This is a genomic window from Arthrobacter sp. FX8 (genome assembly GCF_026723805.1).
Taxonomy (GTDB): domain Bacteria; phylum Actinomycetota; class Actinomycetes; order Actinomycetales; family Micrococcaceae; genus Arthrobacter.
This window is the reverse complement of record NZ_CP113505.1, coordinates 756,429-769,914: the sequence shown is the minus strand read 5'-3', so window position 1 is coordinate 769,914 and position 13,486 is coordinate 756,429. Positions and strand designations below refer to the sequence as shown.

Sequence of the window (13,486 nt, the reverse complement as noted above, 5' to 3'; positions counted from 1 at the left end):
GGCTGGTGTCCCGGGTCCTACCCCAACCCCATGGCTTTGCCGAACAGGCTGAAGCCAACGAAGGCCACGATATCCAGCAGGGCGTGGGCGATGACCAGTGGCATGACCCGGCGGGTCCGGGTGTACAGCCAGGCAAAGACCACGCCCATCACGGCGTTGCCAATGAAGGGACCAAAGCCTTGGTAGAGGTGGTAGCTGCCGCGCAGCACGGAGCTCGCCGCAATGGCCAGCGGCATGCTCCAGCCGAACTTGCCAAAGCGGTCCAGGAGGTAGCCCACCACAATGACTTCCTCAAGCACGGCATGCCGCATGGCGGACAGGATGAGGACAGGCACGGTCCACCAATAGGCATCCAGGGCGCTGGGGATGATGGCGGTGGTAATTCCGAGCGCCCGGCCGGCCGCATAGAGACCCAGCGAGGGTACGCCGATCAGTCCAGCCAGTCCGAGGCCCTGGAGCAGATCCCTGCCGGGCCGGGCAAAATTGAACCCCAGTTTCTGAAAGGCAGAGCGGGAGGTGCCCGCCTCGCCCGGCACTGCCTGGCGCTGGTCCGTCAGGAAGTAGAAGACCAGCAGCACGGGCACCAGCGCAAAGATGATGTCCAGCAGCTGATATGTGAGGTCGAAGTATTCGCGGGTGCTCTGGGAGCGGTTCAGGGTGGACGTGCCCTCGGCAAGCGGGGCGCGTGTCATCTTGTCCAGCAGCTGCACCACGGAGTAGACAGCCGACTGGCCCAGGGACAGGCCCAGGACGATCCATACTTCGAGCCGAAGGCGACGGCGGGAGGAACCAGCATGTTCCCATCTTGCCTTCAGTTTCTGGATCCGGCCTGATGGAGCGGCTGGTGTCCGCAGTCGTAAGCGGGCAGCGGTGCGCCGCCGGAGGAGCCCGGTGCCGACTGTTCGGGTCAGGCGGGCGCGACAATCACTTCCGTGCCGTTGGCTTCAAAGGCAGCCTTGTCGCGGGGCGAGATGCCGGCATCGGTGATCAGCCGGGTGAAGTTGTAGCCGTCCATGGTGGCGAAGGCCCGCACGCCCACTTTGGAGGAATCGGCCAGGACGTAGGACACCCTGGCCCTGCTGGCCAGCAGCGCATTGACGGAGGCCTCCCCTCCCCCGTGTTGGTGGGCCCGACTTCGGGATCGATGCCGTTGACGCCGATGAAGGCGATGTCCAGCACCACCTTCTGCATGATGATGTCCGTATAGGGCCCCACCAGTTCATAGGACCGCGGGTTGAGGATTCCACCGGTCACCATCACCTTGATGTTGGGCCGTACGGCCAACTGGCCCGCGATGTTGATGGCGTTGGTAACCACGGTGAGGGTGGGCTGGTTGGAGGGGGCGTTCAGGTCTTCCCGGGTGGCCAGGATCTGGGCGAGCGCTGTGCTGGTGGTCCCTCCGCACAGGCCAATCACAGCGCCGGGCCGGATCAGCGCCGAGGCGCACTGCGCGATTTGTTCCTTGGCTTCGGCGTGGTCGTCGCGGTTGTAGCGGCCGGGGAGGTCGTAGGCCAGGGCACCGGTGGTGGCGCCGCCGCGGGTACGCGTCAGCAGCCGGCGTTTGGCGAGGCTGTCCAGGTCACGCCGAGCGGTGGCCGGGGATACGTTGAGGGTGCTGACAATCTCGTCGACCTCCACCTGGCCGGTTCTGGCCAGCAGGTCAAGAATCGCGGTCAGCCGGTCAGTGCGCGTCATGCAAGCGGGGCCTTTCCGTACATCAGCCACCACGATCGATGACGTTTCCTGATTATAACTCAAGGAAAACAGTCAGGAACAATCAAAAAACGGTATGGACCTACCGCTCCCTGGCTCCGGCCCGCCACACAGCGTACGTCAATGGCATGCCGGGACGGTAAGCGAGATGCGTTGCGGACGGGGCGTTGAGCAGGTGCAGGTCGGCGCGGTGCCCGACGGCGATGGACCCCACGGCGCGTTCACCATCCGCATCGCGCCCGCTTTCCTTGTGCAACGCCAGTGCGCCGCCATAGGTGGCGGCGCGGACGGCCTCATGCACGCTCAGGTGCATCTGGAGGACGGCGGTGGTGACGCAGAATGCCATGGAACTTGTATACGACGTTCCGGGATTGCAGTTGGAAGCGAGCGCCACCTGCACACCGGCGTCGAGAAGCGTGCGGGCTGGGGCCAGCGGCTGGCGGGTTGAGAGGTCGCAGGCCGGGAGGCAGGTGGCCACAGTGCCCCGCTCGCCTGTGCCGGTGGCGGGGTCCCACCCGGACCAGGAAGCCGCAAGGGACTTCACGTCCTGCCCGGCCAGGTAGTTGACGTGGTCCACGCTGGCGGCAGCCATCTCCACGGCAAGCTGCACGCCGGGGCCCTCACCCAGCTGGTTGCCGTGCACGCGCAGGCCCAGTCCGGCGTCGCGGCAGGCCGTCAGCACGCGGCGGGACTGTTCGGCCGTAAACGCGCCCTCCTCGCAGAAAACGTCGGCCCACTGGACGTAGGGGCGGACGGCATCAAGCATCGGTCCGCAGACCAGGTCTGTGTACTTCTCCGGGTCCTGTCCGGCAGGAACCAGGTGGGCGCCCAGGTAGGTCACCTGGTCCGCCACGCCGGCGGCGATACGCGCGCTGCGGGCCTCGTTCCCGATATCCAGGCCGTAGCCGGTCTTCGTTTCCAGGTAAGTGGTCCCCTGCGAGACTGCCTCGGCAACCCGGCCCATGGCCAGGCGGGTGAGGTCAAAGTCCGACGTGGCACGCGTGGCGTTCATGGTGACGGCGATGCCTCCGGCAGCGTACGCCTCCCCCGCCATCCGTGCTTCGAATTCCGCGGTACGGTCCCCGGCGAACAGCAGGTGGCTGTGGGAGTCCACCCATCCGGGGAGCATGGCGCGGCCGCCGGCGTCGATGGCTTCGTCCGCCGCCGGGGCCTCGGCCGCGGCGCCGATCCACGAGATCCGTTCGCCCTCGACCACTACCGCCGCGTCCTTCAGGACCCGGTGTTCAAGGTCCTGGGTCATCAGCTCGGCAATATTGGTGATCATGGTGCTCATTGAACCATTCTTCAGCGTCGGATGGACCAGCGGCTGGCAGCCAGGGCGCGCGCTGTCCGGGATTCCGGACCGTCGGCGGCAGCACCTCCGGACGCTCCCTGGCCTGCGAGGATCTGGTCAGCCGCCAGCTCAGCCATCGCAGCGGAGGTCTGGAAGCCGTAGCCGCCCTGCCCCACGAGCCAGTAGAAGCCGGGGGCTTCGGCATCGAAGCCCGCCACCGGAACCCCGTCGGCGGCCTCAGTGCGCAGGCCGGTCCAGGCGCGGCGGATTCCCGTGATCCCCAGGCTGGTGATGGAGTTCAGCTTTTCCACCAGGCGCTCCACGTCGCCTGGCCGGGGCCGCGCGTCCTCGGGGCCACTGGGCACGGTTTCGGACGGCGAAACCAGGACGTCGTCACCGTCAGGGCGGAAGTAGAAGGTATTGTCCGCTGCCGCCACCATCGGGGTGGCGGCAGGCAGGGGCGTTCGACGGCGGCAATCGCCGCAGTGCGCCGGTACGGCTGCAGCCCCAGCTTCTCGACGCCGCTGATCACTGCGAGCTCATCAGCCCATGCCCCGGCTGCATTGACCAGGACGCCGGCTTCAAAGCCCTCGGCCCCGGCACCTACCTGCCATCCGGAACCCAGCCGTTGCGCCGAATGCACCCGTGCGCCGGTGATGATATCGGCTCCGGCCTCGAGTGCCTGTTTGCGGTGCGTGTCCAGGAGCAGGGGCGCGTTGCAGCCAAACGAGCCAGTATCCAGTCCGGCGGCGGCGAAGGTTCCCGGGAGCAGGGCCGGGCACAGCTCAAGCGCGCGGTCAACGGCGATGGGCTGCATGTGCCCGCTGGATTCCGCGGCAACATCGGCCTCGGAGCCGATCAGCATGAAGCTGCGCGGCGTCAGGACCGGTTCCGGCAGTTCCGCGTCCCGCGCCGCGATCAGTTCCAGGGTCCGGAGCGTGAGTTCCTGCACCACGGGAGGGCCGTAGCTCGGGATCAGCTGCCGGGCGGAGCGGGAGGACGTGTGGTACGCCAGCTCCTGCTCCGCCTCCAACAGTGCCACGCTGCAGCGGCCGGCCAGCGCGGAGGCCAGGGACAGGCCGGCAATGCCGCCGCCCACGATCAGGACATCGTAATGTGCTGCCATCCGTCCATCCTTGCAGAGTTCGTGGCCGGTGGAACTTTCGTCAGGCTGCTGCTTCGGCACGGCTGGCGACGAAGGCACGAACGCACGCTTCGACGTCGTCCGCTGAATGGGCGGCGGACAGCTGCACCCGGATCCTCGCGGCACCGCGCGGAACCACGGGGAAGCTGAAGGCGGTGACGAAGACGCCGTGCTGCAGCATCCGGTCGGCAACCTTGGCGGCCATCACGGCATCGCCGAACATCACCGGCACGATGGCGTGTTCGCCGGGCAGCAGGTCGAAGCCCTCCCCGGTCATGCGGCGGCGGAACAGTTCGGCGTTTTCGAAGAGACGGCGGCGCAGGTCGGCCGAGTTTTCCACCAGGTCCAGAGCCTTGAGGGTGGCGGCCACAATGGCGGGAGCCACCGAGTTGGAGAACAGGTAGGGGCGCGCCTTCTGCCGCAGCATGGCAATGATCTCCCTGCGGCCGGACACGTAGCCGCCTGACGCCCCGCCCAGGGCCTTGCCGAAGGTGCCGGTGTAGATGTCCACGCGGGAGGACACGCCGGCGTGTTCGGGGTGCCCGCGCCGGTGGCGCCCATGAAGCCCACGGCGTGGGAGTCGTCCACCATCACCAGGGCGCCGTACTTTTCGGCGAGGTCGCAGATGGCCTCCAGCGGAGCCAGGTAGCCGTCCATTGAAAACACGCCGTCGGTGACGATGATCTTCCGGCGGGCGTCCTGCGCCTCCTGCAGGCGGGCCTCGAGCTCGGCCATGTCCTGGTTGGCGTAGCGGTAGCGGCGCGCCTTGCACAGCCGGATGCCGTCGATGATGGAAGCGTGGTTGAGGGCGTCCGAAATGACCGCATCCTCGGACCCGAAGAGGGATTCGAAGACGCCGCCATTGGCGTCGAAGCAGCTTGAGAACAGGATGGTGTCCTCGGTACCCAGGAAAGCGGAAACCCTGGCCTCGAGTTTGAGGTGCAGGTCCTGGGTTCCGCAGATGAAACGGACGCTGGCCATGCCGAAGCCGCGCTCGTCCATGGCGGCCTTGGCTGCATTGATGATGTCCGGGTGGTCGGCCAGGCCCAGGTAGTTGTTGGCGCAGAAGTTCAGCACGTCGGCACCCGGCGCGCCGATCTGTCCGGCGGTGATGTGGCTGGACTGCGGCGAGCTGATGCTGCGTTCGGTCTTGTAGAGCCCGGCGGTGCGGATTTCCTCCAGCTCGTCGCGAAGCTGGTCCTTGATGGAGGTGTACATGGGTTTCCTTACAGTCGGGTCCAGTCGAGGACTACTTTGCCGCCCACGCCGCTGCGGGCAATGTCGAAGCCCTTCTCCCAGTCCGTGGCGGGAAGCGTGTCCGTGACCACGGCGGAGATGCCCGCATGGAGCACCGGGTTGGATGAGAGCATGGCGCTCATGGCGTACCAGGTTTCGTACATCTCCCGGCCATAGATGCCCTTCAGGGTCAGCATGTGGGTGACCACCTTGCCCCAGTCGATGATGATTTCCTGGCTGGGCAGCCCCAGCATGGCGATCCGGCCGCCGTGGTTCATGTTGTCGATCATCTCAGGCAGGGCGGAGGGGTGGCCGGACATTTCCATTCCGACGTCGAAGCCTTCGCGCATGCCGAGCTCGCGCTGGGCGTCGCGGACCCGCGTGGTGGAGACATCGATGGCGAGGTCGGCCCCGAGCTGCCGGGCCAGGTCCAGCCGGGGCCGGGAAACGTCGGTGATGGCGATCTTGCGGGCTCCGGCGTGGCGGGCGACGGCGACTGCCATCAGGCCAATGGGGCCGGCCCCGGTGATGAGGACGTCCTCCCCCACCAGCGGGAAGCTCAGTGCGGTGTGCACGGCGTTGCCGAAGGGGTCGAAGATGGCGCCAAGTTCGGGCGTGACGGAGGGGTCGTGGTGGACCCACGCGTTGGTCTCGGGGATCACCACGTACTCGGCGAAAGCCCCGTCGCGCTGGACCCCCACGCTGACCGTGTGGATGCACATCTGGCGGCGTCCTGCGCGGCAGTTCCGGCAAATGCCGCACACCACGTGGCCTTCCCCGGAGACCCTGTCGCCAACCTTGACTTCGCGGACGTCTTCGCCCACCTCCACCACTTCGCCGTAGAACTCGTGGCCGGCGATGAGGGGCGCTTCGATGATCCCCTGGGCCCAGGAGTCCCAGGACTGGATGTGCAGGTCCGTGCCGCAGATCCCGGTGGTCATGACCCGGATCTTCACGTCCGCCGGACCGGCCTCCGGCTCGGGCCTGTCGACGAGTTCGAATCCGGCCTGCGGGCCGGGCTTGTACAGGGCCTTCATTGGCGTCCTTACTTCTTGGCATTCAGATCTGAGGTCTTGTCCTCCTCATTGAAGCCTCGGCGAAGCGTTAGCACAACAGGAATTTTCTCAATCAACGATTTAGGAATTGCTAATGATTAGACTGGCGTGGTGGAGATACATCAGCTGGAGATCCTGCGTGAACTGGGCGCCCTGGGGAGCGTGAAGGCCGTAGCAGACACCCTCATGGTGACCCCGTCTGCGGTCTCGCAGCAACTGGCCCACCTGCAGCGAACAGTCGAGGTGCCGCTGACACGCAAGGAGGGCCGGAACCTGGTGCTCACGGAAGCCGGCCAAGTGCTCGCCGACGCAGGCGCCGCCGTCGTCAGCGCCATGGCCGACGCCCGCGGAGCCCTGGGCACCTACCACCACTCGCCGGCCGGCCGGGTGACGCTCAGCGGCTTCCACAGTGCCGGGCAGGCGCTGTTCGCGCCGCTGGCACGCATGGTGGACCGGCCGGAACACCCCCGGATCGAACTGTCCGATGAGGATGTTGCCCAGCAGGACTTCCCTGCCCTCACCGCCCGGTACGACCTGGTCCTGGCGCACCGCATGGACCACAGTCCCCGCTGGCCCGCGGAACGCGTGGCCGTGATCCCGCTGGCGCACGAGCCCCTGGACGTGGCACTGCCCGCCGGCCACCCGTTGGCCCAAAAAGATACGGTCACGGCGGACGACGTCGGCGCCGAGGCCTGGGTGACCAGCCACCCCGGCTACTCCCCCGCCGATGTCCTGTCTGCCGTCGCTGCCGTGTCCAGCCGGGAGCCAAACATCGTCCACCGCATCAACGACTACTTCACGGTGGCGGCGCTCGTGGCCGCGGGCGGCGTGGTTGGGCTGCTGCCCAGGTACACGGCAGGGCCGGTCCTGAATCCGGGCATTGTGCTGCGGCCCCTGGAAGGCATCAGCACGCGCCGCAGGATAGACCTGCTGGCCAGGCCGGAAAACCTGAAACGGCGGGCGGTGGTGATGGTCTGCGAGGCGCTGGAGGACATCATGGCCGGGCTGGTGCGGCAGGGCTGACCTGGGCTCAACCCGCGCTGGAGGGGCAGTTCAAGGGCAACCGGACGCTATGCCCCTTCGTCGTCCTGGTGGTTCCCCTTGCCCATCTTGTGTCCAAGGCCGTGGCCGCGTCCCAATCCAAGGCCAGGCCCGTCACCGGCACCCTTCACGATCCGTTTGGCTGCTGCCTTGTCCCCGTCCTTGGTGCCGGAGATGCGTACCGTGTCCCCGGCGGCGATGTCTGCGGTGGTTCCGTCCGTCGGCTTAAGCCGCTTGCCGTCGTCGCCTGTTGGAAACATGGTGATCCTGGTATCGGCGTTGACGGCGTAGGTCTGGGAGTAGCCGTCCTCGCTCTTGACGGTGATGGCCGAATCGCTGACCGATTCCACCGTCCCACGCTGTTCCAGGACGGTCTGGAACGTGCCGTCGGCGTTCTTGACCACGCCCTCGCCGTGGAGTGCCTGCGGACGCTGGGCCTTCTTGTCCTGCTTGTCCTGTTGGTCCTTCTTGTCCTGCTGGCCGGGTGCAGTGTCTTTGCCTGGTGCCGTGTCTTTGCCTGGTGCCGTGTCTTTGCCTGGTGCCGTTTGCGAGGGCGACGGCGTCGGCGTGCCCGTGGCGGACCACGCCAGGGCCGTCCCTGTACCCGTCAACGCCAGTGCCACTGCCCCGGCAAGCAATGCCTTGCGCGCCCTCATCGGTTCCCTTGCCACCATGGTTGTTCCTCCCGCACGCCGCCGGGGCACCAGCGCCCCGTGGGCTCAAGTGTAAGTCCGCCGCGGACGCGCAGCCACGGGTACTTTCAGCCGGCGGCACCTGAGTAAAGCCCAACTGGGTCGCAGTTAATGTCGTTATCAGCGTTCAAAACGACATCTGCTGCGACCCAGTTGGGTATGGGAGTGCTAGACGGTGACGCCCAGCTTCTCCAGGATCAGTTCCCGGACTCGGGCGGCGTCGGCCTGTCCGCGGGTGGCCTTCATGACCCCGCCCACGATGGCGCCGATGGCCTGGACCTTACCGCCGCGGATCTTGTCCGCGACGTCGGGCTGGGCAGCGAGTGCGGCATCGATGGCTTCCAGGAGGGGGCCGTCGTCGGAAACCACGGCGAGTCCGCGCTTCTCGACGATTTCTTCGGGGTGCCTTCGCCGGCGAGCACGCCGTCCAGCACTTCCGTTGCCATCTTGTTGTTGATCTTGCCGGCCTCCACCATGCGGTTGAGCTCCACGATGGTTGCGGGCTGGACGCCCAGCTGGCCGGGGTCGACGTCGGCGGCCTTGGCGCGGCCCACGATCTCGCCCATCCACCACTTGCGGGCCACGGACGCGGACGCGCCGGCCGCGATGGTTTCCTCGATCTCGTCCAGGACGCCGGCGTTCACCACGTCGCGGAATTCCAGGTCAGAATAGCCCCAGTCGGCCTTGAGCCGCTTGCGGCGCTCGGCCGGCGGTTCTGGCAGCGTGGCGCGCAGTTCCTCCACCCATTCACGGGACGCCACCACGGGGACCAGGTCCGGTTCCGGGAAGTAGCGGTAGTCGTCCGCGTCCGACTTGGGCCGGCCCGACGTGGTGGTGCGGGTGTCCTCGTGCCAGTGCCGGGTCTCCTGGACCACGGGATTGCCGGAGTCCAGGACGGCGGCGTGGCGCTGGATCTCGTAGCGGACGGCGTGCTCGACAGCGCGCAGCGAGTTCACGTTCTTGGTTTCGGACCGGATACCGAACCGTTCCCGGCCGTGCGGGCGGAGCGAGACGTTGGCGTCGCACCGCACGTTGCCGCGTTCCATGCGGGCATCGGAGACGCCAAGGTTCTTGACGATCTCGCGGATGGCGGCCACGTAGGCCTTGGCCAGTTCCGGGGCGCGGGAGCCGGCGCCCTCGATGGGCTTGGTGACGATTTCCACCAGCGGGACGCCGGCGCGGTTGTAGTCCACCAGCGAAAAGTCGGCGCCGTGGATGCGGCCGGTGGCACCGCCCATATGGGTCAGCTTTCCGGCGTCCTCCTCCATGTGAGCGCGCTCGATCTCCACGCGGAACACGGTGCCGTCCTCCAGTTCCACGTCCAGGTAGCCGTCGTACGCGATGGGCTCGTCGTACTGGGAGGTCTGGAAGTTCTTGGGGGTGTCCGGGTAGAAGTAGTTCTTCCGGGCAAAGCGGCAGGATTCGGCGATCTTGCAGTTCAGCGCCAGGCCGATCTTGATGGAGGACTCCACCGCCGTCTTGTTGACCACGGGCAGCACGCCGGGCATGCCCAGGTCCACCTCGTTGACGTTGGTGTTGGGCTCGTCGCCGAAAACGTTGGGTGCGGAGGAGAACATCTTGGTCTTGGTGTTGAGCTCCACGTGGACCTCAAAGCCCAGGACGGGGTCGTACTTCTCCATGGCCTCTTCGAAGCTCAGGATTGCCTCGGTGTTCATTATTTTGCCTCCTGGGCTTCGAGGGTACCGGCTGCGGCAAGGTCGGGAGCCTGGGCCAGCAGCGGGCCGCCCCACCTGGCTTCGAGCAGCGATTCCAGGACCGCGCCAACCCGGTAAAGGCGGGCGTCCTCGCGGGCCGGGGCCAGCAGCTGGATGCCGACGGGAAGTCCGTCCTCGTCGGCCAGGCCGCCGGGCAGTGACAGGCCGGGAACACCTGCCAGGTTGGCGGGGATGGTGGCGACGTCGTTCAGGTACATGGCCAGCGGATCGTCCAGCTTTTCCCCGAGCGGGAAGGCCGTGGTGGGGGCGGTGGGTGAAATCAGGACGTCGGCCTGTTCAAAGGCGGCGTCAAAGTCCCGCTGCACCAGGGTGCGGACCTTCTGGGCCGAGCCGTAGTAGGCGTCGTAGTAGCCGGCGGACAGGGCGTAGGTGCCCAGGATGATGCGGCGCTTGACCTCGTCGCCGAACCCGGCGGCGCGGGTGGCACCCATGACGCGTTCAATGGTCATGGGCCCGTCCTCGGGGAGGACGCGCAGGCCGTACCGGACGCCGTCGAACTTGGCCAGGTTGGAGGAGGCCTCGGACGGCATGATCAGGTAGTAGGCGCCCAGGGCGTACTGGAAGTTGGGGCAGGAGACCTCCACGATCTCCGCGCCGGCTTCCTTGAGCAGCTCCAGGGCGTCGTTGAAGCGGTTTTCGACGCCGGCCTGGTAGCCCTCGCCGTGAAGTTCCTTGATGATGCCGATCCGCAGGCCATCGACGTTGCCGGTCTTCGCGGCAGCCACGAGGTCTGCCAAGGGGTCCGGCAGCGACGTGGAGTCGCGGGGATCGTGGCCGCCGATGACCTGGTGCAGCAGGGCGGAGTCCAGCACGGTGCGGGTGACCGGGCCGATCTGGTCCAGCGAGGAGGCCATGGCGATGGCACCGTAGCGGGAGACGCTGCCGTAGGTGGGCTTCACGCCAACGGTTCCCGTGACGGCACCGGGCTGGCGGATGGAGCCACCGGTGTCCGTTCCCAGGGCGAGGGGCGCTTCGAAGGCGGCAACCGCCGCAGCCGAGCCACCGCCGGAGCCGCCGGGGATCCGGTCCAGGTCCCAGGGGTTGCGGGTGGGGCCGTAGGCCGAGTGCTCGGTGGAGGAGCCCATGGCGAATTCGTCCAGGTTGGTCTTGCCAAGGATGGGCATCTTCGCGGCGCGCAGGCGCTCCACCACGGTGGCGTCGTACGGGCTGTGCCAGCCTTCGAGGATTTTGGACCCTGCAGTGGTGGGCTGGCCGATGGTGACGATGAGGTCCTTGACGGCGATGGGGACGCCGGCCAGGACGTGCAGGGCCTGGGCCTCAGCACCGCCGGCGGCGCGGATGGCGTCCACCTCGGCGGCGACGGCGAGCGCTTCCTCGGCGTTGACGTGCAGGAAGGCGTTGACCTTGCCGTCGACGGCGGCGATGCGGTCCAGGTAGGCCTGGGTAACTTCGACGGCGGTGACCTCGCCGGCGTGGAGCTTTTCGGCCAGCTGCGCGGCGGACAGCCGGATCAGGGTGTCGGCGCTGGTGCCGGCGGTGTTGTGTTCAGTCATGGTTATGCCTCATCCAGGATGGCCGGGACCTTGAAACGGTTGTCATCGGAATCCGGGGCGCCGGAGAGTGCCTGTTCCGCCGTGAAGGTGTGTCCAACAACGTCGTCGCGGAACACGTTGGTGAGCGGAATGGGATGGGACGTGGCCGGGACGTCATCCCCGGCGGCCTCACTGACGGACTTGACCGAATCGACGATGACGGCGAGCTCGCCGGCCATCCTGTCCAGCTCTTGGGCACTCATCTCGATGTGAGCGAGCCGCGCGAGATGCGCGACGTCGTCACGGTTGATCGCAGCCATGGATCTCCCCTGCAAAGTTCGGATTGTTTTCCGATCCAGTCTAGTGCGGAAACGCAGATGCCCGTCTGACGGCCCCCAGCGGGCGTCAGACGGGCACCTTACCTACCCGGTCCTGCCTCGGGGACAGGAGCGCGGACAGCTAAAGACTAACCGATACCAATGGCTCCAGTCAGCAGCCCGACGCCGAGCATTACCAGGGAGATGACGGCAGTGCGCCACAGGACCTTCTTGTGGTGGTCACCGAGGTCCACCTTGGCCAGCGAAACCAGCAGCAGGATGGCAGGGACCAGCGGGCTCTGCAGGTGGAACGGCTGGCCGGTGATGGAGGCACGGGCCATGTCAGCGGCGCCAACGCCGTAGTGGGCGGCGGTCTCGCTCAGCACCGGCAGTACGCCGAAGTAGAAGGCGTCGTTGCTCATGAAGAACGTCATGGGGATGCTCAGGATGCCGGTGATGACCGCCATGAACGGGCCCATGGAGGACGGGATGATCTGGACGAGCCATGCGGACATCGCTTCCACCATGCCGGTGCCCTTGAGGACGCCGGTGAGGACGGCTGCGGCCATGACCATGCTGACGACGGCAACGATGGAGGGGGCGTGGGCGATCAGCTGGGCGCCCTGGTCCTTGACCTTGGGGAAGTTGACCAGCAGGGCGACTGCGGCGCCCACCATGAAGACGAACGGCAGCGGGATGATGTTGGCTACGAGCACCACCATGACGGCGACGGTCAGGGCCAGGTTGAACCAGAACAGCTTGGGGCGAAGGGTGGAGCGGTTCGGGTCAAGGGCGGTGTCGGTGAGTCCGGCGCCGCTGTCCTCAAGGAGGGTGTCGGCGCGGTCCAGTACGGCCACGGAGGATCCTGCCGGGGAGCCGTCGACGGCGGGGGCTGCTCCGCCGGGGTTGCCCTGGCGTCCGCGGCCGGTTCCGGCACCCGTGCCGCCGGTTCCGCCGGCGGAGGCACCGCCGTCGGACATTCCGTCAAACCCTGCCGCCGTCTCCGGGACGCCCCAGATTTCCGGAGCGGTGGCACGGAGGCGGTTGCGCTCCTGCAGGCCCAGCAGCCAGGCGAAGGCGAACACGACCACCAGGCCGGCCACCAGGGACGGGATCATGGGGACGAAGACGTCATTGACGTCGATCTTCAGGGCGGTGGCGGCGCGGGCGGTGGGGCCGCCCCACGGCAGGATGTTCATGGTGCCGTTGGCCAGGCCGGCCACGCAGGTGAGGACCACGGGGCTCATCTTGAGGCGCAGGTAGACCGGCAGCATGGCGGCCGTGGTGAGGATGAACGTGGTGGACCCGTCGCCATCCAGCGACACGGCGGCCGCCAGGATGGCGGTGCCCAGGACAACCTTGGCGGGGTCGTTGCCCAGCTTGCGGAGGATGAACTTCACCAGCGGGTCAAAGAGCCCGACGTCGATCATCAGGCCGAAGTAGATGATGGCGAACATCAGCAGCGCCGCGGTGGAGGTCATGGACTTCATGGAGTCCATCACCATGTTGCCGATGCCGAGGCCGGCGCCGGCAAAAAGGCCAAAAACAGTAGGGACAATGATCAACGCCAGCACTGGCGTCAACTTCTTCGTCATGATCAGCACCATGAATACCGCGATCATGGCGAATCCAAGTATTACCAGCACAGCCGGCTCCTTCTTGTGAACAGCACCACAGCGTTGTGATGCGTGCTACAGACTGTAGGGTGGCGTCCGTCACGGCAGTGCCTTTGGCTCAATTGATTGGCATACTGCTTATTGGGAGC

At 66.9% G+C, this 13,486-nt stretch carries 8 protein-coding genes and 4 pseudogenes; 1 reads left to right on the top strand and 11 read right to left on the bottom strand.

Annotated features, from left to right (window positions below; genetic code table 11):
* Nucleotides 1-17: 17 nt before the first annotated feature.
* The 6 genes and pseudogenes from OUO20_RS03465 to tdh all read right to left on the bottom strand — a co-directional run bounded on the left by OUO20_RS03465 (nt 18) and on the right by tdh (nt 6,424).
* Nucleotides 18-713: a CPBP family intramembrane glutamic endopeptidase gene (locus OUO20_RS03465; protein ID WP_268002851.1), complete on the bottom strand. Its 696-nt coding sequence runs from the start codon at nt 711-713 to the stop codon at nt 18-20.
* A gap of 194 nt (nt 714-907) precedes the next feature.
* Nucleotides 908-1,695, bottom strand: a pseudogene (locus tag OUO20_RS03460) (DeoR/GlpR family DNA-binding transcription regulator).
* Between the two features lie 100 nt (nt 1,696-1,795).
* Nucleotides 1,796-3,007: an amidohydrolase family protein gene (locus OUO20_RS03455; RefSeq protein ID WP_134164496.1), complete on the bottom strand. Its 1,212-nt coding sequence runs from the start codon at nt 3,005-3,007 to the stop codon at nt 1,796-1,798.
* Between the two features lie 11 nt (nt 3,008-3,018).
* Nucleotides 3,019-4,133, bottom strand: a pseudogene (locus OUO20_RS03450) (NAD(P)/FAD-dependent oxidoreductase).
* Between the two features lie 40 nt (nt 4,134-4,173).
* Nucleotides 4,174-5,369: pseudogene (locus OUO20_RS03445) on the bottom strand (glycine C-acetyltransferase).
* An 8-nt stretch (nt 5,370-5,377) separates the two neighbouring features.
* Nucleotides 5,378-6,424 carry an L-threonine 3-dehydrogenase gene (gene tdh / locus OUO20_RS03440; RefSeq protein ID WP_134164499.1) on the bottom strand — a complete coding sequence of 349 codons (1,047 nt, stop codon included), beginning with the start codon at nt 6,422-6,424 and terminating at the stop codon, nt 5,378-5,380.
* A gap of 129 nt (nt 6,425-6,553) precedes the next feature.
* Here tdh and OUO20_RS03435 point away from each other — a divergent pair, with 129 nt between their 5' ends.
* Nucleotides 6,554-7,465, top strand: coding sequence for a LysR family transcriptional regulator (locus tag OUO20_RS03435; RefSeq protein WP_268002850.1), 912 nt, complete (start codon nt 6,554-6,556; stop codon nt 7,463-7,465).
* A gap of 47 nt (nt 7,466-7,512) precedes the next feature.
* Here the strand turns inward: OUO20_RS03435 and OUO20_RS03430 are convergent, their stop codons facing one another.
* The 5 genes and pseudogenes from OUO20_RS03430 to OUO20_RS03410 all read right to left on the bottom strand — a co-directional run bounded on the left by OUO20_RS03430 (nt 7,513) and on the right by OUO20_RS03410 (nt 13,367).
* Nucleotides 7,513-8,157, bottom strand: coding sequence for a DUF5666 domain-containing protein (locus tag OUO20_RS03430; protein WP_134164500.1), 645 nt, complete (start codon nt 8,155-8,157; stop codon nt 7,513-7,515).
* A gap of 186 nt (nt 8,158-8,343) precedes the next feature.
* Nucleotides 8,344-9,851, bottom strand: a pseudogene (gene gatB, locus OUO20_RS03425) (Asp-tRNA(Asn)/Glu-tRNA(Gln) amidotransferase subunit GatB).
* Nucleotides 9,851-11,425 carry an Asp-tRNA(Asn)/Glu-tRNA(Gln) amidotransferase subunit GatA gene (gene gatA, locus OUO20_RS03420; RefSeq protein ID WP_268002849.1) on the bottom strand — a complete coding sequence of 525 codons (1,575 nt, stop codon included), beginning with the start codon at nt 11,423-11,425 and terminating at the stop codon, nt 9,851-9,853. Before gatA ends, gatB begins: the two are co-directional and overlap by 1 nt.
* 2 nt (nt 11,426-11,427) lie before the next feature.
* Complete coding sequence (gene gatC, locus OUO20_RS03415; protein WP_268002848.1) at nt 11,428-11,724, bottom strand: Asp-tRNA(Asn)/Glu-tRNA(Gln) amidotransferase subunit GatC; 297 nt, start codon at nt 11,722-11,724, stop codon at nt 11,428-11,430.
* A 146-nt stretch (nt 11,725-11,870) separates the two neighbouring features.
* Nucleotides 11,871-13,367 (bottom strand): CitMHS family transporter, encoded by a 1,497-nt coding sequence (locus OUO20_RS03410; RefSeq protein WP_268002847.1) that lies wholly within the window; start codon nt 13,365-13,367, stop codon nt 11,871-11,873.
* Between the last annotated feature and the right edge of the window lie 119 nt (nt 13,368-13,486).

Coding starts and splice junctions, on each gene's coding strand:
- tdh (WP_134164499.1), bottom strand. CDS start 6,424: ATGAAGGCCCTGTACAAGCCCGGCCCGCAGGCCGGATTCGAACTCGTC.
- gatC (WP_268002848.1), bottom strand. CDS start 11,724: ATGGCTGCGATCAACCGTGACGACGTCGCGCATCTCGCGCGGCTCGCT.
- gatA (WP_268002849.1), bottom strand. CDS start 11,425: ATGACTGAACACAACACCGCCGGCACCAGCGCCGACACCCTGATCCGG.
- OUO20_RS03455 (WP_134164496.1), bottom strand. CDS start 3,007: ATGAGCACCATGATCACCAATATTGCCGAGCTGATGACCCAGGACCTT.
- OUO20_RS03430 (WP_134164500.1), bottom strand. CDS start 8,157: ATGGTGGCAAGGGAACCGATGAGGGCGCGCAAGGCATTGCTTGCCGGG.